Origin of the sequence: Halapricum desulfuricans (assembly GCF_017094465.1) — an archaeon.
Taxonomy (GTDB): Archaea; Halobacteriota; Halobacteria; order Halobacteriales; family Haloarculaceae; genus Halapricum.
The window spans coordinates 1642715-1662748 of record NZ_CP064791.1; the positions used below are offsets into that span (position 1 = coordinate 1642715).

The 20034-nt window shown below is 65.0% G+C and carries 16 protein-coding genes; 8 read left to right on the forward strand and 8 right to left on the reverse strand.

All coding sequences use genetic code 11. The annotated features are described in order from the left end of the window. Nucleotides 1–87: 87 nt before the first annotated feature. Entirely contained in the window at nt 88–981 is an 894-nt protein-coding gene (locus HSEST_RS08370; RefSeq protein ID WP_229120468.1) for a ZIP family metal transporter, read from the forward strand. Between the two features lie 64 nt (nt 982–1045). Here the strand turns inward: HSEST_RS08370 and HSEST_RS08375 are convergent, their stop codons facing one another. The 4 genes from HSEST_RS08375 to pan1 form a co-directional block, all read right to left on the reverse strand. Next, entirely contained in the window at nt 1046–3535 is a 2490-nt protein-coding gene (locus tag HSEST_RS08375; protein WP_229120469.1) for a DNA topoisomerase I, read from the reverse strand. Between the two features lie 196 nt (nt 3536–3731). After that, nucleotides 3732–5246 carry an Asp-tRNA(Asn)/Glu-tRNA(Gln) amidotransferase subunit GatB gene (gene gatB / locus HSEST_RS08380; RefSeq protein ID WP_229120471.1) on the reverse strand — a complete coding sequence of 505 codons (1515 nt, stop codon included), beginning with the start codon at nt 5244–5246 and terminating at the stop codon, nt 3732–3734. A gap of 96 nt (nt 5247–5342) precedes the next feature. Then, nucleotides 5343–5819: a ribosomal protein S18-alanine N-acetyltransferase gene (gene rimI, locus HSEST_RS08385; RefSeq protein WP_229120472.1), complete on the reverse strand. Its 477-nt coding sequence runs from the start codon at nt 5817–5819 to the stop codon at nt 5343–5345. A 341-nt stretch (nt 5820–6160) separates the two neighbouring features. After that, entirely contained in the window at nt 6161–7375 is a 1215-nt protein-coding gene (pan1, locus tag HSEST_RS08390) for a proteasome-activating nucleotidase Pan1 (protein ID WP_229120474.1), read from the reverse strand. A 148-nt stretch (nt 7376–7523) separates the two neighbouring features. Here pan1 and HSEST_RS08395 point away from each other — a divergent pair, with 148 nt between their 5' ends. Genes HSEST_RS08395 through rad50 form a run of 3 tightly spaced genes read left to right on the forward strand, consistent with a single transcriptional unit; the run spans nt 7524 to nt 11786 of the window. After that, nucleotides 7524–7790, forward strand: a complete 267-nt coding sequence (locus tag HSEST_RS08395; RefSeq protein WP_229120475.1) for a MarR family transcriptional regulator — start codon at nt 7524–7526, stop codon at nt 7788–7790. Between the two features lie 58 nt (nt 7791–7848). Further along, on the forward strand, nt 7849–9120 hold the full coding sequence (gene mre11, locus HSEST_RS08400) for a DNA double-strand break repair protein Mre11 (protein ID WP_229120478.1): 1272 nt from the start codon (nt 7849–7851) through the stop codon (nt 9118–9120). After that, the gene (rad50, locus tag HSEST_RS08405) at nt 9117–11786 is read left to right on the forward strand and encodes a DNA double-strand break repair ATPase Rad50 (protein ID WP_229120480.1); all 2670 of its coding nucleotides are present in this window, start codon (nt 9117–9119) and stop codon (nt 11784–11786) included. Before mre11 ends, rad50 begins: the two co-directional genes overlap by 4 nt. Here the strand turns inward: rad50 and HSEST_RS08410 are convergent. Beyond that, complete coding sequence (locus HSEST_RS08410) at nt 11783–12178, reverse strand: DUF7346 family protein (protein ID WP_229120486.1); 396 nt, start codon at nt 12176–12178, stop codon at nt 11783–11785. The genes rad50 and HSEST_RS08410 overlap by 4 nt on opposite strands. Before the next feature lie 127 nt (nt 12179–12305). On the opposite strand from HSEST_RS08410, the gene HSEST_RS08415 reads away from it, so the two are divergent. From HSEST_RS08415 to HSEST_RS08425, 3 genes are all read left to right on the forward strand, one after another. Continuing rightward, on the forward strand, nt 12306–13283 hold the full coding sequence (locus tag HSEST_RS08415) for a phosphoadenosine phosphosulfate reductase family protein (RefSeq protein WP_229120488.1): 978 nt from the start codon (nt 12306–12308) through the stop codon (nt 13281–13283). Between the two features lie 81 nt (nt 13284–13364). Beyond that, a complete protein-coding gene (locus HSEST_RS08420) occupies nt 13365–15029 on the forward strand; it encodes a tRNA uridine(34) 5-carboxymethylaminomethyl modification radical SAM/GNAT enzyme Elp3 (RefSeq protein WP_229120490.1) in 1665 nt (554 codons plus the stop codon). Nucleotides 15030–15106: 77 nt separating this feature from the next. Beyond that, nucleotides 15107–16108, forward strand: a complete 1002-nt coding sequence (locus HSEST_RS08425; RefSeq protein ID WP_229120491.1) for a DUF5784 family protein — start codon at nt 15107–15109, stop codon at nt 16106–16108. A gap of 29 nt (nt 16109–16137) precedes the next feature. Here HSEST_RS08425 and HSEST_RS08430 read toward each other — a convergent pair whose 3' ends face one another. The 3 genes from HSEST_RS08430 to HSEST_RS08440 form a co-directional block, all read right to left on the reverse strand. After that, a complete protein-coding gene (locus HSEST_RS08430; RefSeq protein WP_229120492.1) occupies nt 16138–16731 on the reverse strand; it encodes a hypothetical protein in 594 nt (197 codons plus the stop codon). 195 nt (nt 16732–16926) lie between these two features. Further along, nucleotides 16927–17487 carry a maltose acetyltransferase domain-containing protein gene (locus tag HSEST_RS08435; protein ID WP_229120495.1) on the reverse strand — a complete coding sequence of 187 codons (561 nt, stop codon included), beginning with the start codon at nt 17485–17487 and terminating at the stop codon, nt 16927–16929. Continuing rightward, the gene (locus HSEST_RS08440) at nt 17484–18740 is read right to left on the reverse strand and encodes an NAD(P)/FAD-dependent oxidoreductase (RefSeq protein WP_229120497.1); all 1257 of its coding nucleotides are present in this window, start codon (nt 18738–18740) and stop codon (nt 17484–17486) included. The genes HSEST_RS08435 and HSEST_RS08440 overlap by 4 nt, the downstream gene beginning before the upstream one ends. Before the next feature lie 76 nt (nt 18741–18816). On the opposite strand from HSEST_RS08440, the gene HSEST_RS08445 reads away from it, so the two are divergent. Beyond that, nucleotides 18817–20001, forward strand: coding sequence for a threonine synthase (locus HSEST_RS08445; RefSeq protein WP_229120498.1), 1185 nt, complete (start codon nt 18817–18819; stop codon nt 19999–20001). Nucleotides 20002–20034: the final 33 nt, after the last annotated feature.

Sequence of the window (20034 nt, forward strand, 5' to 3'; positions counted from 1 at the left end):
GCTGAACCCCAAATAGAAATAGTTATTAATCACTGACCCAATATTGTTAATACACGGTCGACAGTTCAACCGGAGTGATCTCGGAACGTGGATACAAACCAGACGACATCGACGTCAGTCAGTACCGGCTCGCAACGACACCAGCGACAGGAGCGCATCACGCTGTTCGTGAGTGCCGTCACCGCCGTCGTCTTTCTCGCGATGGTTGCCGCCGGCATCGCCGCGGGGCGGACGAAACTCACGTTCGTCGTCCTCTTCGGGTTCGTGGCGATGTTCGCCGGCGTCGGGATCAGCTACGTCAGCGAGTTCGATACCCCTAACCAGCAGGTGTGGGCCTATGGCCTCTCAAGCGGTGCCATGCTCGCGAGCGCTGCCGCGTTGCTCGCGCCGAAAGCGATCACCCGTCACGCCGCCTACGGCGGGTTCGCGATCGCCTTCGGGTACCTGCTCGGCTATGCCGCCCACGAACTCGGACACCTGGTGACGCATCGGGACCTGCCGCTCAACGCGGCCGCGGGTGAACTCACAGTCCACGCCCTGGCAGCGGGAGCGATCATGGGCGTGGTCTACGGCTCGCTGCCGGGCCTGTCCGCGCTGTTCGGCTTTGGCATCCTCGCGCACAAGTTCCCGGCGGGGTTCACCGGCTCGGAAGCACTCCAGCAGTCGGACCTCCCACGCTACGCGATGATCGTCCCGGCCTCGGCAGTCGCGATCGCCGCGATTCCGCTGTCGATTCTGACGCCCTCGCTATCGCCGATCGTGCAGGCGGTCTTCTTCGGCGTCTCGACGGGCGTGTTCGCGCACGTCGGCGTCGATATGCTCCCGGAATGTGGCCACGCCGGCTCACACGCTGATTCGGGCGGCCACGGGAGCGTGCAGTGCTCGCCGGAAGCAGATCGGACCCGTCGCCACGCCGTGCTGAGCACGTTCGTCGGCGCGGGCGCGCTGTTCGTCCTGTGGCAAGCGCTGGCGATGGTGTAGCGGCCTTTGTATCGACCGGCTCGGCCGCAGGCGAGCGGTCGGTATCTCGTTACGACGGTCGCTCTCAGGCCTCGAGATCGGCCTGCCAGTCGCGGATCTGCTCGGCGCTCACGCCGCGGACCTGTTCGGCGACCGCGTCGGGCTCGATCCCGGCCAGGTCAGCAGGTGACTCGACGCCGGCCGCCGAAAGTTTCTCCGCAGTCTTCGAGCCGACCCCGTCGAGATCCTCCAGATCCTCGACGGCGTTGCGGGCCTGATACTCCTCGTAGTTGCAGATCGGGCAGCCCAACTCCCAGGGATCATCGTCGTCATCGCCATCGAGGATACGCAGATGCGGGAGGTCGTGTTCCGCACAGCGTTCGTCCTGAACCTCGATCTCGCCGCGACGGGGCAGCGGCAGCGAGTACTCACAGTCCGGATAGCGGGTACAGCCCACGAGCCGTGATCCCGACCGGAGGTGCTTGATCGCCAGCTCCCCGCCGTGTTCCTGACCGCACTCGGGACACGCACCGATGATACGATCCTCGTTCTCGTCGGCGGCTTCGGCCTGACAGCGCGGGCAGCCGTGGACGAACGTGTCCGAACCGGCGAGCATCTTGACGTGGTGAGTGTCGTGTTCCTCACAGACCTCGTCCAGCACGAGCGGTTCGCCCTTCGAAGGCAACGGGAGCGTGTACTCACACTCCGGATAGCCGTCACAGCCGACGAAGTACGACCCGTATCGCGACTGCCGGATCACCAGATCCGAACCACACTCCGGACAGGAGCCGATCGTCCGGTCTTCCTTGAGCGACTCCTGGAGGTGCTCGCCGACTTGCTCTCGGGAGTCGTGTAACTCCTCGAAGACGCGTTCGAGCATCTCCCGGGACTCGTCGGTCACCCCCTCCAGAGTTGCCTCGCCGTTGGTGATCGCGGTCATATCCTCTTCCAACTGGGCAGTCATCTCCTCGCTGACGATCAGCTCGGCGAAGGCCTCCGCGGCGTCGACGACCGCTTTCGCCAGCGCAGTCGGCTGTGGCGGGTCGCCGTCGATGTAGCCGCGATCGTACAGCTTCTCGATAGTGCCGTGGCGGGTCGCCTTGGTCCCGATGCCCATCTCCTCCATCCTGGAGATGAGCCGCGACTGCCCGTAGCGGCGCGGCGGCTGGGTCTGTTTGGCCTGGAGGCCGACATCCTCGATCGCCAGCTGTTCGCCCTCTTGGACGTCGGGGACGTGGGTCTCGCTGGCGCTGGAGTACGGATAGACCTCGTGATAGCCGGCCTCGAGCAGGCGCTTGCCGTTGGCCTTCAGTTGCAGGCCGTCGGCGTCGGCGACCACACGCAGGTGTTCCCAGGTGGCGGGCTCGGCGACCGTCGCGAAGAAGCGGCGAACGACGAGTTCGTAGATCTCCCACTCGTCGTCGGAGAGGTTGTTGCGATCGGGAAATTCGCCGGTCGGATGGATCGGCGGGTGGTCGGTCGACTCAGTGTCGCCGCGGGTCGGCTCGATGTCGTCTTGCCCCAGCAGCGCCGTCGCGTCGTCACCGAAAGGGCTCGTCCCGGTGAACGACTCGAGCAGTTCTCCAGGATCGAGATCGTCGGGATAGACGGTGTTGTCCGTCCGGGGATAGGTTACGTACCCGGCGGTGTACAGCTCCTCGGCGATCGACATCGCCCGCTGAGCCGAGTAGCCCAGCGACCCTGCGGCCTGGATGAACGCGGTGGTGTTGAACGGCGCGGGCGGGGCGTCCGTCCGGGTGCGCCGGCGGACGCTCTCGACCGTGGCGGCCTGCTGCGTGCGCAGGCGCTCGAAGACCGACTCGGCCTCATCCTCATCCCAGATGCGCTCGGCCTCGCTGCCGTCGTCGTCGTAGAAGTATTGGGCCTCGAATCCCGATCCGTTCTTCGCCAGTTCGGCGACGATTTCCCAGTAATCGTCGGGGTCGAACGCCTCGATCTCGCGCTCGCGATCGACGATAAGCTTCAGCGTCGGCGACTGCACCCGGCCGACGGAGATGAAATCGTCGCCCAGCTGGCGAGCCGACAGCGAGAGAAACCGCGTCAGCGCCGCCCCCCAGATGAGATCGATAATCTGTCGGGCCTCGCCCGCCGCGGCCAGGTCGAAATCCAGATCGTCCGGGTTGGCGAAGGCCTGCTTGACCTCGTTTTCCGTGATCGAGGAGAAGCGCACTCGCTGGATCGGGGCGTCGGTCTCCTCGCGGATGAGTTCGTAGGCCTCCTTGCCGATCAGCTCACCCTCGCGGTCGTAGTCGGTCGCGATGACGGCCTCATCTGCCTCCCGAGCCAGACTCCGCAGCGTCGCGACGATGTTCTCCCGCGTGGGCGATTTGACCACCTCGGCGTCGATCAACTCGACGGGCTGGACATCCCGCCAGTCGCTGTACTCCGGCGGGAAGTCAACACCGACGACGTGGCCGGACAGTCCGATACAGCGCTTGCCACCCCACTTGTAGACGTTGACGCCGTTGCGCCGCTCGGCGTCGGCCCCGCCGTCGCTGAGGATGTCGGCGATCCGTCGCGCGGCGTTGTCTTTCTCGGTGATGATCAACTGCACCGTCGATCACCGTCTCGAACGTGAACGCTCATTGTGGGACTCTACGCAACGACCCGCTAATCAGTCTTTCGCCGGAAAATCGCAAGACTCGAGCGGGACAAGGCGCGCGTGCAGTGCGCGTGCGTGTCGACTGTGTGACGGAGTACCGAGGGCGTGAGTCCGGGAGTGTCCCGAAGGCGTGAGGTCGATCGCGAAATCAGCCTTCCAGTTCTTCCCGCAACAGCTGATTCACGTCACCGGGATCCGCCGAGCCGCCCGTTTTCTGCATGACCTGCCCGACGAGGAAGTTGATCGCGCCGCCCTCGCCGCTGTGGAAGTCCTCGACGGCGTCGGGGTTCTCCTCGATAGCCGCCTCGACAGCCTCCTGAACCGCGTCGCCGGAGGTCTTGCCCAGCCCCTCCCGGTCGACGATCGTCTCGGGGGTGTCGCCGTCGTCGAGCATGTCCCGGAGAACGGTCTCGCGTGCGTTCTTGGCCGTGATCTCCTCCTCCGCGACCAGCTCGACGAGCGTCGCGACTTCCTCGAGGCGTCCCTCGATGTCGGTCACGTCCATGTCGCGGTAGTTCAACTCGCCCAGCAGGTTGTCCGCGACCCACGTCGCCACCAGGTCGGCATCGTACTCGCGTGCGAGCTCCTCGTAGAAGTCCGCGACCTGCTTCGTCGAGGTCAGCTTCGAAGCCGCCTCCACACCGAGACCGTACTCCGCCCGAAAGCGCTCCCGGCGGGCGTCTGGCAGTTCGGGAATTTCGATTTCGTCTTTCCAGTCGCTGACCTGTAGCGGCGGCAGATCGGCCTCCCGGAAGTAGCGGTAGTCCTTCTCCGCTTCCTTCGAGCGCATCGCGACGGTGTTGCCGTGGGTCTCGTTGAAGTGTCGCGTTTCCTGCTCGACCCCCCGTCCGGACTCGAGTAGTTTCTTCTGGCGCGAGGCCTCGAACGACAGCGCCTGCTCGGCGCCCTTGTGACTGGAGATGTTCTTGACCTCGGTGCGGTTCGCTTCCTCCAGGACCGCATCGTCGATGTGACCGTCCTCGCCCACCTCGTCGGCGTCGACGACCGAGAGGTTCGCGTCGATCCGCAAGCTGCCGTCCCGGGTGGGGTCGAACACGCCGAGATACTCCAGGACTTCCTCGAGTTTTTCGAGGAACGCCCGCACCTCCGCGGGATCGCGGAAGTCCGGCTTGGTGACGATCTCCATCAGCGGCGTCCCCGCGCGGTTGTAGTCGATGAGCGTGTAGTCGGCCCGATCGATCGAGCATGTCCGGGCTTCCAGGCTCTCGGTTCCCTCGCGGACGTGCTTGATCGAGCCGGGATCCTCTTCGAGGTGGGCGCGTCGGATCCCGACCGACCGGCGCTCGCCCTCGTGACCGAACTCCAGGACACCGTCCTGACAGATGGGGGCGTCGTACTGGGTGATCTGGAAGTTCTTCGGCAGGTCCGGGTAGTAGTAGTTCTTCCGGTGGAAGGCCGTCTCCTCGGGAATCGAGGCGTCGATGGCCTTGCCGACCTTGACCGCGGCCTCGACTGCTCCCTCGTTGAGCACTGGGAGCGCACCGGGGAGTCCGAGGCAGACGGGGCAGGTGTTGGTGTTGGGTTCCTCGGCGGGCTCGGTCGAACAGCCACAGAAGATCTTCGTGTCCGTCTCCAACTGGACGTGGACTTCCAGGCCGATGACGACCGCCAGGTCGCGTGAATCGGCGGCTTGCGCAGTCATTACTCCCGATTCGGGGTCGTGGGGCTTATGGGTAACGAACGGGGCTGCCGAGGCGGGTCGGCCACTGTCCGACACAGTTGCCGTTGGGACCTGGCACTACCGGACGAGCACGAGCGCATCCTCGCCGTCGTCGTAGTAGTTTGGAATCGTCCGCCGATGGGAGAATCCGAAGCGTTCGTACAGTGACCGGGCGCGGTCGTTGGTGGCCCGGACCTCGAGTTTCACCGACTGGACGCCCTGCTCGTCGAGGACAGTCAGCGCCCGCTGTAGGAGGCGCGTCCCGATACCCCCACCGCGCCGTTCGGGATGCACTGCCAGGTCCTTGACGTGGCCCAGCGGTTGCCCGTGGTTCGGTACGGTGTCGGCGACGACGTATCCGACGACGCCTGACGGACCGGGACCACCGACTTCAGCGACCAGAAACCCCGGCTCGGACAGAAACCGCTCGAACGCCGAATAGGGCCACGGCTGGGGAAACGACGCCTGTTCGATCCTGAAGACGGCGAGCAGGTCGGCGCGAACGGCCCGCCGGACGCTCGGGCCGGGTGATTCCGCTGGGACGGTCGTCGTCACATTCCGTATGAGGGGTGCTGGTAGTTTATGTGTATCGACCGTGAATCACCGGGAAGCAGCCCGCTCCGGCCATAAAGTTCTTTATTGGGGCTTCCCTAGCACCGCGTGCACCCAGTTTTGGGTGCCACCCCAACACCCCCCACCACCCACCCCTCTTTCCGCTTTCTGTTTCCCCAGGTACACCGGTCGACAGCGGCCGCCCCGTCTCGTCAGTAGTCCTCCCGACTCGACGCTGACCGAGCGATTGCGTGTCGATTCGAGTGTGGATTCGATCCCGTCGCTACCGACGTGTAGCAGACCGAGAAAACGCAGACGACAGACGCTACCGACGGAACGGACGATCAGTGGAACGTTCGGGAGACGTCCTCGTCGCCTTCTGACTCCTGCTGGATCTTCTCCCAGGCGTCGTAGAAGTCCTGCTCGACGATCTCCGAACGGTCGTCCCGGATCGCGAACATCCCGGCCTCGGTGCAGATGGCCTTGATATCCGCCCCTGAGGCCTCGGACGTCTCCTCGGCCAGCGACTCGAAGTCGACCGTCTCGGCGAGGTTCATCCCGCGGGTGTGGATATCGAAGATCTGCTCGCGGCCTTCGGCGTCCGGCTTGGGGACCTCGATGAGGCGGTCGAACCGGCCAGGCCGGAGGATCGCCCGATCGAGCATGTCGAAGCGGTTGGTCGCGGCGATGATGCTGATCTGGCCGCGGTCCTCGAAGCCGTCCATCTCGCTGAGGAGTTGCATCATCGTCCGCTGGACCTCGGCGTCGCCGGAGGTCTTCGATTCGGTCCGCTTGGCGGCGATAGCGTCGATCTCGTCGATGAAGATAACGGCGGGCTCGTGCTGGCGAGCCAGCTCGAACAGGTCTCGGACGAGCTTCGCGCCCTCGCCGATGAACTTGTGGACCAGCTCGGAGCCGGCCATCTTGATGAACGTGGCGTCGGTCTGGTTGGCGACGGCCTTGGCCATCATCGTCTTGCCCGTGCCGGGCGGGCCGTGCAGCAGGACGCCGCTGGGTGGGTCGATCCCGACGTCTTCGAACATGTCGGGGCTTTTCAGCGGCATCTCGACGGTCTCGCGCACTTCCTCGAGCTGGTCTTCGATACCGCCGATGTCGCCGTAGCCGACCGACGGGCTCTCTTCGACTTCCATCACGCGAGCACGGACGTCGGTCTCGTCCTCGAGAGATTTGACGATAGACAGGGAGTTGTTGACCGCGACGCGGTCGTCCGGTTCCAGGTCCTCGCGCATCTCCTCGGTGACCTCGGTGAGAGCCTCCTGGTTGTTGCCGTGCTGTTTGATGATGACTCCCTCGTCGGTGAGTTCCTGGACGGTGGCGATGAACAGCGGCGACTGTTTGAGCTTCTTGTTCTCGTGGGTGAGTCGCTCCAGCTTCTGCTGGTACTTGTTGTTCTCTGCGTTGGCGTCCAACAGCTTGTCCCGCATCTCCTCGTTTTGGGCCTCCAACACTTCGAGACGCTCCTGCAGGGCATCGATCTTGTCCTGCTGGGAAGCGTCGTCGTCGTACGGGAGATTGACGTCGTCGACGGTGTCCGTCATTACCCCCTGGGTAGTGGATGTATTCATAAGAGGTTTCGGGTAATGTCAGGTGCTGCCCCCGTGGAGCGCCTCTCCGGCAGTAAATGCCTCAAAGTAATATTTCTGAGTAGAAAATATTATTATCCTGTATCCCATCGATCGGGATACGATGAGTACGACCGAAGCAGTCTCCGCCGAAGCACAGCCCAAGAGCGACTGGGAAGCAGTTCGAGACCTCCCGCCGAGTGCGAAGCTCGTCGCGAAGGTCCTGGAGTACAACGATCAGCTGACCCAGAGCCAGCTCGCCGAGGAGACGCTGCTGCCCGGCCGCACGGTTCGGTACGCACTGAACCGCCTGGAAGAGGTCGGCGTCGTCGACGCACGGTTCTCCTTCACTGATGCGCGCAAGCGCGTCTATACCCTGCAGATCGAGTAATTTCACTTCCACCGTGGTCTCGGAACCCCTTTAGGACGGGCCGGCATACGGGCGGGCAATGACGCGGGTTATCCACACTGGGGACACCCATCTGGGCTACCAGCAGTATCACGAGCCCGAGCGCCGGGAGGACTTTCTGAGCTCGTTTCGGCAGGTGGTCGAAGACGCCGTCGCCGAGGACGTCGACGCGGTGGTCCACGCTGGGGATCTCTTTCACGACCGTCGTCCGGGACTGCCCGATATCATGGGTACGCTGTCGGTGCTCCGTGACCTGGACGCGGCCGACATTCCGTTTCTGGCGATCGTCGGCAACCACGAGGCCAAACGCGAGGCCCAGTGGCTCGACCTCTACGAGTCGCTGGGGCTGGCGAGGCGGCTCGGCTCCGAGCCGGTGACCGTCGGAAACACGGCCTTCTACGGCCTGGACTTCGTGGCTCGCTCCCAGCGTGGTGACCTGGACTACGACTTCGAGCCACACGACGCCGAGCACGCAGCGCTGGTCTCGCACGGACTGTTCCAGCCGTTCGATCACGGCGACTGGGACGCCGAGGAACTGCTGTCGGCCGCTCCCGTCGAGTTCGACGCGATGTTGCTGGGCGACGACCACGAACCCAAACGCACACAGGTGGGCTCGACGTGGGTGACCTACTGCGGCTCGACCGAGCGCGCCAGCGCCTCCGAGCGGGCGGATCGCGGCTACAACCTGGTGACCTTCGAGGAGGGCGTCGACATCCGTCGCCGGGGGTTGCCGACCCGCGAGTTCGTCTTCGTGGACGTCGAACTCGGGGACGGAGAGGGGTACGAGCGCGTCCGCGAGCGAGTCGAGCAATACGATCTGTCGGAGGCGGTCGTGATCGTGACGATCACCGGCGAGGGCGAACCGATCACGCCGGCCGAGATCGAGACCGTCGCGCTGGATGCGGGGGCGCTGGTCGCCCGGGTCAACGACCGCCGTGAGATCGAGGATACGGGCGATGTCTCGGTCAGTTTCGCTGACCCGGACGACGCCGTGAGCGAGCGGATCCGCGAGCTGGGACTGAGTCCGGCCGCCCGGGACCTCGACGAGACGATCCGGGCGAGCAAGGTCGCCGACTCGAAGGTCGCGGATGTGATCGAAGACCGCGTCGCGGAGTTCGTCGCCGAAGCCGACGAGGGGGCGTTCGCGTCGGCGCCCGAGAGCAGTGAACAGACGGACGAGGCAGCGACCGACGACACGGGCGGAGCGGACGGAGACGGGGCGGACGGGACGAGTTCAGACGACGGGAGTGGCTCGACGCAGGGAGACGCCGGAGCGGGCGACGGCCAGGCCACGATGGAGGAATACCTATGAAGTTCACGCGGATCTCCCTGCAGAACTTCAAGTGTTACGCGGACGCCGACCTGCGACTGAACCCGGGCGTGACAGTGATCCACGGCGTCAACGGTAGCGGGAAATCCTCGCTGCTGGAGGCCGCCTTCTTCGCGCTGTACGGGGCCCGTGCGCTCGATGCGACCCTCTCGGATATCGTCACGACCGGGGCCGACGAGACGATCGTCGAACTGTGGTTTACCCACGCCGGCGGGGACTACCATCTCAGGCGTCGGATCCGGGCGACCGGCGAGCAGCCGACGACCGCCGAGTGCGTCCTGGAGGGACCGAGCGCGACCTACGAGGGCGCTCAGGACGTCCGGGCGCACGTGACGGAACTGCTCCGGATGGACCACGAGGCGTTCGTCAACTGCGCGTACGTCCGGCAGGGCGAGGTCAACAAGCTCATCAACGCGACGCCGGGCGAGCGCCAGGATATGCTCGATGACCTTCTGCAACTGGGCAAGTTAGAGGAGTATCGATCCCGGGCGAGCAAGGCCCGTGTCGGGGTCGGCCGGGTCCGGGACGACAAGCAAGGCGCCCTCTCACAGATCGCCGAGCAGATAGAGGCCAAGGAAGAGAAGGAGCTCCATGAGACGCTGAACCGACTGGAGACCGAACTGCAGGAGGTCGAATCCGAGATCGAGCGCTTCGAGGACCAACGCGAGGCGGCGGTCGAAACCCTCGAAACAGCCGAGTCCGTCCTCGAGGAGTACGAGGCAAAACGCGAGGAGCTGACGACACTCGAAGACGAGATCGACGAGCTACAGGAGACCATCGCCGACACCGAGCGCGAGCGCGAGTCGCTGCAATCGGAGATGGGGGAGTTGCGGGCGACGATCGAGGACAGCGAGGAGACGGTCAAAGGAGAGCTGGCCGATTCCGAACTCGACGCAGACGCCGATATCGAGACCGTCGACGAGCGCCTCGCGGACCTACAGGAGCGTGACGAACAGCTTCGGGACGAACTGGAGTCGTACAAACTCGCGGCCAGCGAACACGAGAGCGACGCCGAGAACGCCCGCGAACGCGCCAAGTCCCTCGAAGAGCAGGCCGCGGAGAAACGAACGCGGGCGGAAGACCTGGCGACGGAGATCGAAGCGGACGAGGAAGCGATCGCCGAGCGCCGCGAGCGCCTTGCGGGCCTCACGGAGGAGATCGAGGAGTTGCAGGCCCAATTCGAGGACGCGCCGGTCGAGATCGGCGAGGCCGAGGCCCACCGGGAGTCGCTTGCAGACGAGCGCAGCGACCGACAGACGGAGCTGTCCGATCTCACGGCGACGATCGAGCAGCAGCGCGAGTCGATCCAGGAAGCCGAGGCGCTACTGGAAGCGGGCAAATGTCCCGAGTGCGGCCAGGACGTCGAAGGGTCGCCACACGTCGAGTCCCTCGCGGACGAGCGGGAGACGCTGGCGGAGCTGGAAGCCGAACGCGAGCAGTTGCGCGAGCAACGGGAACGGCTGGATGAACGGCTCGAACGCGCGGAGGCGCTGGTGGAAGCCGAAAGCGAGATCGAACGGCTTCGCGACCGCCGCGAGACCGTTTCGGAACTGATCGAGGAGAAGGAAGCCAGCCTCTCCGAGGACCGCGAACGTGTGAACGAACTCCGGGAGTCGGCGGCCGAACTGGAAAGCGAGGCCGAAGACGAACGTGCGGCCGCGAGTGAGGCCCAGGCAGCGGCCGAGGACGCGCGCGAGGAGATCGGGACTGTCAACGAACAGCGGGGCGAACTCAAGGAGCGTCGACAGCGCATGGAGCGGGCTCGGGATGCCCTGGAGGCTATCGAAGCGGCCGAGAGTGAACTCGAACGGCTGCGGGAACGGCGGGCGGACCTCGCGGAGACCAACGAGGAACGTCGCCAGCGCCTCGCGGACAAACGCGAGCGGAAGGCCGAACTCGCGGAGGCGGTCGAACAGTCCCAGGTCGAGAGCGCCCGCCAGGACAGACAGAACGCACAGAACTACATCGAGCAAGTCGACGAGAAACTCGACGAGCTACGGGAACGGCGTAACGACTTACAGAGTCGGATCGGCGGCGTCAGCAACGAGATCGAGGAACTCGAAGGGCTCCGGGAACGCCGTGGGGAACTCGAGGCGACCGTCCAGCGTCTGGAGTCGCTGTACGAGGAAACTGAGCAGTTAGAGTCGATGTACGGCACGCTCCGGGCGGAGCTGCGCCAGCGCAACGTCGAGACGCTCGAACGGATGCTCAACGACACCTTCGAGTTGGTCTATCAGAACGCCTCATACGATCGGATTGAACTCGATGGCGACTACGAACTGACGATCTATCAGAAAGACGGCCAGCGGCTCGAACCCGAACAGCTCTCGGGTGGCGAGCGGGCGCTGTTCAACCTCTCGCTGCGCACGGCGATCTACCGACTGCTGGCCGAGGGAATCGAGGGGACCGCGCCGATGCCCCCCCTGGTCCTGGACGAGCCGACGGTATTCCTCGACTCGGGCCACGTCTCCCAACTCGTGGCGTTGATCGAACAGATGCGCGAGCTGGGCGTCGAGCAGATCGTCGTCGTCAGTCACGACGAGGAGTTGATCGGCGCGGCTGATGATCTCGTTCACGTCGAGAAAGACGCCACGACCAACCGCTCGCGGGTCGAGCGAATGGATTCGGCGGCGCTCGTCGAGCCCTAAAATAGCGCGTCGCTGACCTGCTCGGTAGCCCGGTAGCCGCGCTCCCCGTGGACGGTCGTCGGCTCGATCAGTCCAGCCGCCCGGAGTTCTGTCGTCGCCCCGTGGATGTCGCTCTCACAGGCATCGAACCGATCGAGCAGTGCCCGTGCGGAGGTCGGCCCGGCAACCGCAAGCTCGGCAGCGAGCGCAACGGCCCGCTCGGATCGCTCTCGTGGGCCTGAAACGTCGATATCCGCGTCACGCGCCTCGACAAATTCGGCCGGGCTGATCGGCGTGAGGTCCGAACACGGCCGGGCCGTCGTCGTTCCCTCGGACAGCTCCCGCAGTCGGCAGATCTCGCCGTTCGAACGCTGCAGGACGTAACACTGCTCGCCGTCGCTGACCAGCCGCATAGGCGACCGAACGGCACCGACGCCCAAGCCTGTTCCGACCGAGGCAATCTTCCGCAGTGGATTCCCACTGCGTTCAGACAGTCCCGAAAGACACTTACAGTGTCATCTAATTATATCTCATTAGACGATGTCACAGCAAGCCGAATTCCCCGAGTACCTCGACGTCGATTATACCGACGGCGAGGGTGAGGAGCCCGCGGATTACCCGAGTATCGAAGACAAGATCGAGAAGGCGATCGAAGTCACTCGCGAAGGCCTCGAACAGTACGAGAACCCGGTCGTCATGTGGACCGGCGGCAAGGACTCGACGCTGACGCTGTATTTCGTCAAGGAGGTCGCCGACCGCTTCGATCTGGAAGTGCCGCCGGTCGTGTTCATCGACCACTACCAGCACTTCGACGAACTCATCGACTTCGTCAAGTACTGGGCGGACGAATGGGACCTGGAGGTCATCTGGGCGCGAAACACCGACGTCGGCGACTACGTCGACGAGAACGGTCTCACGCCGGGCGACGACATCCCGGTTGAGGCCCTCTCGGAGCACAACCAGCACCACGTCCGGAATCTGCTGGAGTACGAGGAGGACACGTTCCCGTTCCTGCTTGACACCTACGTCGGCAACCACCTGCTGAAAACCGTCGCGCTCAACGACACCCTCGAAGCCCACGACGTCGACGCCGTACTCTCGGGTGTGCGCTGGGACGAACAGGAAGCCCGAGCGGACGAGACGTTCTTCTCGCCGCGTCACGATCCGGACATCTACCCGCCCCACGACCGCGTCCAGCCGATCCTGCAGTTCGCCGAAGCGGACGTCTGGGACACGTTCTGGAACTTCGTCGTGCCGGACACGGTCGAAGGCTTCCCCGAGGACGGCTACGTCCCGCAGGGCCAGGACGACTTGCCCGACGGTGTCGAGAAAGAGGACGTGCCGGTCAGCCCGAAGTACTTCGCCGGCTTTCGCTCGCTGGGGAGCGAGGTCTCGACGGACAAGTCCGCCGAGGAGCCCGCCTGGCTGCAGGACATGGCCAACACGACCGAGCGCGCCGGCCGCGCCCAGGACAAAGAGGACCTGATGGAGCGCCTGCGCGACCTCGGCTACATGTAAGGCGACCACGGTCTATGAGACGCTACCTGTAGCGACACCCTTATTCTGCCGTCTCCATGAGTACGTGACAGTATTGCGGCCATGAGCACCGACAGCCCGGAGACAGAGGACGCCTTCGAGCAGGCCTGCACCGAGTTGATCGACCGCATCCTCGTCGGCGACCTCGAACGCGACGGCGTCGAGGCGGCCAAACGCGAGGTCTGTTCGAAATACGGCTCCCCGAAAGTCCCCAAGAACTCGGAGTTGCTCGATCGCGCCCCAGAGGGTCGTCGTGGGGAACTGGAGTCAGTCCTGCGTCGCAAGCCCGTCCGGACCGCTTCGGGGGTCGCGCCGGTCGCGATCATGACCTCACCCGAGCGCTGTCCCCACGGCAAGTGTCTCTATTGTCCGGGCGGCCCGGACTCGGAGTTTTCCAGCGCCCAGAGTTACACCGGTAACGAGCCCGCCGCCGCGCGAGGCCAGCAAAACGACTACGACCCGTACGGCCAGGTGACCCTGCGGCTCAATCAGCTCCGGGAGATCGGGCACACCGTCGACAAGGTCGAACTCATCGTGATGGGGGGGACGATGACCGCCCGGAGCCACGACTATCAGGAGTGGTTCGTCAAGCGCGCCCTGGAGGCGATGAACGATTTCGAGCCCGACGCCGAGCCCGAGCCCGCAGAGGGAGTCTCCTTCGCTCAAGACCGCGAGGACTACGAGTTCAAGTACCTCGAAGACGTCATCGCCGAAAACGAGACCGGTAGCATCCGCAACATCGGGACGACCTTCGAGACCAAGCCCGACTGGTGCGGTCCCGAGCAGATCGATCGGATGCTCCGGCTGGGCGGGACGAAAGTCGAGGTCGGCGTCCAGACGACCTACGAGCGGATCAACCGCGAGATGCATCGTGGCCACGGCATACAGGCGAGCATCGACGCGACGCGTCGCCTCCGGGATGCCGGATTCAAGGTCGGCTATCACATGATGCCGGGCCAGCCCGGGATGAGCGAGGAGATGGTCATCGAGGATTTCCGGCGGATCTTCGAGGAGAGCCAGTGGCGGCCGGACTATCTGAAGATCTATCCGACGCTCATCGTCGAGGGGACCGCGACCTACGATATGCACCACCGCGGCGAGTACGACCCGCTCACGAGCGAGGCGGCCGCCGACCTCGTCGCGGAGATCAAGGATATGATCCCGCCGTACACCCGCCTCCAGCGCGTCCAGCGGGACATCCCGGCGGATTTCATCGAAGCCGGCGTCCAGAAGTCCAACCTCCGGCAACTCGCCCGCCAGCGGATGGGCGATCACGGCTACACCTGTGACTGCATTCGGTGTCGAGAGGTCGGGATGAACGACGAGGATCCAGAGGACGTGAGCCTCGATACGCTGACCTACGAGGCCGGCGGCGGCACCGAACACTTCATCAGCTACGAGGACCGTTCGAAGGACCTGCTCGTGGGATTCGCCCGGCTGCGCTTCCCGAACGATCCGACGCGCGAGGAGTTGGCCGACGCCGCGATCGTCCGGGAACTGCACGTCTACGGCAACACCGTCGGCGTCGGCGACCGCGGTGCGACCGGCGACGTACCCGACTGGCAACACAAAGGCTACGGGAAGCGACTCCTTGGTGAGGCCGAGCGGCGGGCCCGCGACGCCGGGTTCGAAAAACTCAGCGTCATCAGCGGGATCGGCGCGCGGGAGTACTACCGCGAGAAGCTGGGATACGAACAGGACGGGCCGTACGTGAGCAAGGAACTGTAGCGACCCGTTCTCGGACCCGAAGGTGACTGCACTGCGAGCACGGAACACATATACGAGACGGTGGTCTATCTATTTCCGTGGCGACACCGCTCCGGTTCCGTCGGTCGCACGCCCACTGGACAGCGGGACGCGTCCGCGCCGAGATCTATCAGGCCCTGGATGACAATCTGGGCGCTCAGATGTCCAGGCCGTGGTACAAACAGCCGGAGGGGTACGACGCGCGCCGCTTCGAGATGGACAACGGCGATATCGCGCTGTTTTGCTGGGACGAGGACGGTGGCTACTGGCTGGGCAACACCGAGACGCCCAAGACCCTTTGGGGCACTGACAAAGTGACCTTCGAGGAGTCGCCGGACTCGGTCGCCGACTGGGCACAGCGGGAACTGCTCGCGCAGCTCTACGAGGAAGACCCGTGGCTCGAAGCGACGCCGACGCTCGCGTGGTTTTTCTTGCCGGTGTTTCTCTCAAAGGACGGCCGCGAGAGTACGCGGACGTTCTTCCGGGAGCACGCCGCCGGGTTTCCGGACGCCGACCGCGAGACAGCGCTGTCGTTTTACGAGGAGTTCCTCGCAACGGGTGCGCTTGATGAGTACCGGTACGTAATGGCCTCGAAACTCGGGACCTCCGAGTCGGTCCACTTCACCCGGATGGCGGCGGCGATGAGCGAGTTCACCGTCGCGAAAGTACTGTTCGAGCAGGGGTATACGGTCACACCCGAGATCGAGATCTCGACGGGCCATTCGATCGACTTCCGGATCGACCGCGCGGACGCCGAGACGACGCTGGTCGAAGTGACTCGGCCGGTCCCGCCGGACGACCGGGCGGCCGATTCGGCGGTCACAGCGATCCGCCAGACCGCGGCCAACAAGACCGGCGGTCAGCTGCAGGAACACGGCGGCGGTGTCACGCTCTTCGTCGATTGTTCGTCGTTTACCGACGAAGGATGGTCCGAGATCATGCGAAAGCAGCCGGATGTCGGCCATCGGCCGGCCGTGGTCTTCCGCGCTCGGCCCGACAGCCGGATCGACGGATACACGCACGGCTCCGTGCCGATCGACTTGCCCTCGGCGTTTGAGTAGCACTATATCGGGTTGAAATACAGCGCGGGCTACGTGTCTTGGATCGCATCGATGACGACTGTCCCGACCACGATCGGACCGACCGGAATTGAACTACTATCGCTGATCGTGATCTCGTATTGATCCTGGATTGCGAAATCACTCTCGATGGTGCCGACAGCAGTCCCCTCTGAATCAGTTATCTCGTATCGATGGCCAATAAACTGTCCGGCCGGCAGGAGTTTCCGACCCGCCGTGACAAGCCCGCCGCGCGAAGCGATCGTGGCAAGCAGCGACTCGTCTTCGGCGTCGCGGATCCGCCAGGTATCCTGGAGAAGTGAAAGGTCGTTGTCTAGAACAACGATATCCTCCCCAGTATGGCTATCAGTCAGTACGTAGTCGCCGGCGATATCGATCGCGCTACTGGCCTCCACTGTCAGCAACTCGTTTCCGTTTTCATCGACGAAGGGGAACGTATCGTTCTCCTCGTACATCTGGTGCGTGCAGCGAAATATCGTGTCACCGGTGACGTCCTCGGCCTCGTACTCCGGGCGGAAGTTCTTGTCTTTGCCCGTCTGTTCGACGGTATACTCGGTGCCGGACAGGTCAAGGCCAGTAATCTCGTATGATTGTGCTGCTTCCATTGTCCGGGTTTTGTAGCGGCAACAGATAAATCCGGAACGTCCCGGTCGTTTCATACGGATCGCTGTAACGATTTACCGCTCCGACCGCCCGACTCCGGGCAGTCGATGCGGAACAGACTGACAGCGATCCGTATCAGGCAGTCTCCGTTCCGGCGGACCTGTCCACTCTATTTCGCACGGTATGGCCGTATTTTGCTACGCGTCGATCTCCCGGATCACTCGTGCCGGGTTCCCGCCGACGACGACACCGTCAGGTACGTCCTTGACGACGACCGCGCCAGCCGCGACTACGGCGTCGTCGCCAATCGTTACGCCGGGGTTGAGCACGGCCTGCCCGCCGATCCAGACCCGGTCACCGACTGTGACTGGTTTGCCGAACTCCGTGCCGCTGGTTCGTTCGGCCGCGCCGAGCGGGTGCGTCGCCGTATAGACGTGGACGGCCGGCCCGAGCATACACTGGTCGCCGAATCGGATCTCACAGACGTCCAGGAACACGCATCCGAAGTTCGCGAAGAAATCCTCGCCGACGTGGATCTGCTCGCCGTAGTCACAGCGAACGGGCGGCTCGATAAAGGCCGTCTCGCCGCCGGAGCCGAGTAACGCTTCGAGCAGCGTCCGGCGACGCTCGTCCGCAGTCGGCCTGGTCTCGTTGAACAGGCGCGTCAACTGGCGGGCGGCCCGGCGCTCGGCCCGCAGCTGCGGGTCCATCGGGTCGTATGGCTCGCCCGCGAGCATCTTCTCCTTCTCGCTGGTCATCGCAGCGTCGCCCCGGCGAGTTCGGCCGCACGGCGACCGCTCTCGAGTGCTCCTTGAATCGAACACCAGCGCGTGTAATCGCCGGCGAGGACGACCGGCCCGTCGGGTGCGTCCGGGTCCGGCAACTCGGAGCGAAAGCCCGGCGGCTGGGGGAACTGTGCGAAATCGATCCGGTCAGTGTGGCGCAGTTGCAGCCCGCCCAGATCGCGTTCGGGATACCACGCGGAGAGGGCCTCCCGCGTCTCCGCGGCGAGTTGCTCGTCGCTTCGCTCCTGTGTTCCGAGGAACGTCGCGCTCAGCAGTTGCGTCCCCTCGGGCGCGTACTCGGGGGCCGCCGTCGAGAGCGGTGCAATCTGGTTCGGTCGGCCGTCCGCGGCGTTGAGCAGGAGTTTCCGCCCGGTGTCCAGTTCCGCGTAGCTGTCGAACGTGTAGTACTGGGTGACACACCCCTTCGAGCCGGTCGGGATGGACTCGACGCCGGTCAGCTCCCGGGCCGTGTGTGGATCGGTCGCCACGACGACGGCGTCCGCATCGACCCGTTCGTCAGCGAGTTCGACCCCGTCCTCGACAGCCGTCACCGTCCGACCAGTTTCGATCCGCGCGCCCGCCGTCTTTGCGCGGCGGGCAAGCTGCTCGCTGATCGCGCCCATCCCCTCGGCGGGCACGACAGTCTTCCCTGCAGAGAGCATCTTGAAGGTGTATTCGAAAACGCGCGAGTCCGTCGAGAGCGAGCGATCGAGCGTGATCCCGCCGTAGAAGGGCGCGGCGAACCGTTCGACGTAGGCCTTCGAGAAGCCACGGTCGGCGAGGTACTCCCGGATCGTCGTCGCCGGCCGGCTCGGGTCGAGGATCGCCTCAGGATCCGTCCGGGCGAGTTCACGCTGGAGCCTGAACGTGCGGAGCTTGTCGGCCGTCCGGACCTCGCGGTTGAACAGCGTCTCCAGCCCGTCGCGGGGGTTGCGAAACGGATCGGACAGGACCGAGCGTTTGCCGGCCCGTGCGATCGTCGCGCCGGGCGCGAACGACCGCAGGTCCAGAGCGTCGAGATCCAGTTCTCGCTGGACGGCTGGATAGGCCGTGAAAAGCACCTGAAAGCCCCGGTCGAAGGTCAGTCCGTCCTCGTGTCGTGTCCGGACGCGGCCACCGACCGTCTCTTCGCGCTCGAACACCACTACGTCGTGTCCGTCGGCCGCGAGACGGCGGGCCGCGACCAGTCCGGCCAGTCCGCCGCCAGCGACGGCAACGTCAGTCATACCCCGTCCTGCGGGCGGCGAGCACAAAACGACTGCGACGGACAGGGCTTTGTCGGTGGGCCACGGACAGCCGGCTATGGAGACGACAGCGGCGTTTACCGGGCTTCGCTGTCCGGCCTGTGAGACCATTCACGACCCCGAAACGGTGACACATCGCTGTCCGGACTGCGGCGGCGTCCTCGAGGCCCACTACGAGCAGTCGGGACTCGACCGTGCGGCACTGACAGCGCGCCGGTTCGGCGGCGTCGATCGCTACGCCGAGTTCCTGCCGTTTCCGGAGGGGACGCTCGTGACAGCGGGGGAAGGGGGGACGCCACTGGTCGAAGCCCCCGCACTCGCCGAGCGTTTGGGCGTCGAACGCGTGCTGATCAAAGACGAGGGACAGAACCCGACGGGGTCGATCGCGGACCGCGAGGCTGCAGTCGCGGTGGCTGCCGGGGCCGTTCACGACGCGGAAACGGTTGCACTCCCCTCGACCGGGGACAGCGGGCAGGCGGTGAGCGCCTACGCCGCTCGCGCGGGCCTCGACGCCGAGGTGTTCGTGCCGTCGCGTGCGATCTTCGACGCGAAAGCGATGATCAACGTCCACGGCGGCGAAATGTCCGTCGTCGACGGTCGGTTCGGCGACGCGGTCGCTACTTTCGGGGACGCGATCGACGAGGAGCCCCGGTATTCGCTCGCGCCGTTCGAGACACCGTACCGTCAGGAGGGCGTGAAGACGGCCTACTACGAAATCGTCGAACAGCTGGGCTGGAACGGCCCCGACCACGTCGTGTATCCGACGGGGACCGGCCTCGGCCCCGTCGGGGTGGCTCGGGCCGCCCGCGAGTTCGAGGCACTCGGCTGGACCGACGGTATGCCCGCCGTACACGCCGTACAGGCGGAAGGCTGTGCGCCCATCGTCGAGGCGTTCAAGTCCGGCGATACCGAACAGGCGTCCGTCTCGCACCCGGACACGATCTGTGGCGGGATCGAGATCGCCAACCCGCCGGCACCGGGACACGTGCTGGACGCAGTGGTCGACAGCGGCGGGACGGCGATCGCGACGTCCGACGCGGAGATTCTGGAGGCCGCGGTCGAGCTCGCCCAGAGTGCCGCCGTCGAGGTCGGTGCGGCCGGTGGAGCGGCCGCGAGCGCCGCGATGGCCCTGGCCGAGCGAGACGTCTTCGCGGCCGGGGAGACGGTCGTCCTCGTCAATCCGGCCGCGGGAAACAAGGAGGCTGACGTACTGCGCAGTCACCTGATGAGCAAGGGCGTGTGAACGAGTAGCGACGACGGAAAACCGGAGCAACAG

What these genes read in the sequence shown, in the direction of transcription:
- HSEST_RS08420 (WP_229120490.1), top strand. Translation starts at nt 13,365, where the DNA reads ATGAGCACCGACAGCCCGGAGACAGAGGACGCCTTCGAGCAGGCCTGC.
- pan1 (WP_229120474.1), bottom strand. Translation starts at nt 7,375, where the DNA reads ATGACGGACACCGTCGACGACGTCAATCTCCCGTACGACGACGACGCT.
- HSEST_RS08440 (WP_229120497.1), bottom strand. Translation starts at nt 18,740, where the DNA reads ATGACTGACGTTGCCGTCGCTGGCGGCGGACTGGCCGGACTGGTCGCG.
- HSEST_RS08435 (WP_229120495.1), bottom strand. Translation starts at nt 17,487, where the DNA reads ATGACCAGCGAGAAGGAGAAGATGCTCGCGGGCGAGCCATACGACCCG.
- HSEST_RS08445 (WP_229120498.1), top strand. Translation starts at nt 18,817, where the DNA reads ATGGAGACGACAGCGGCGTTTACCGGGCTTCGCTGTCCGGCCTGTGAG.
- mre11 (WP_229120478.1), top strand. Translation starts at nt 7,849, where the DNA reads ATGACGCGGGTTATCCACACTGGGGACACCCATCTGGGCTACCAGCAG.
- rad50 (WP_229120480.1), top strand. Translation starts at nt 9,117, where the DNA reads ATGAAGTTCACGCGGATCTCCCTGCAGAACTTCAAGTGTTACGCGGAC.
- HSEST_RS08395 (WP_229120475.1), top strand. Translation starts at nt 7,524, where the DNA reads ATGAGTACGACCGAAGCAGTCTCCGCCGAAGCACAGCCCAAGAGCGAC.
- gatB (WP_229120471.1), bottom strand. Translation starts at nt 5,246, where the DNA reads ATGACTGCGCAAGCCGCCGATTCACGCGACCTGGCGGTCGTCATCGGC.
- HSEST_RS08430 (WP_229120492.1), bottom strand. Translation starts at nt 16,731, where the DNA reads ATGGAAGCAGCACAATCATACGAGATTACTGGCCTTGACCTGTCCGGC.
- HSEST_RS08415 (WP_229120488.1), top strand. Translation starts at nt 12,306, where the DNA reads ATGTCACAGCAAGCCGAATTCCCCGAGTACCTCGACGTCGATTATACC.
- HSEST_RS08410 (WP_229120486.1), bottom strand. Translation starts at nt 12,178, where the DNA reads ATGCGGCTGGTCAGCGACGGCGAGCAGTGTTACGTCCTGCAGCGTTCG.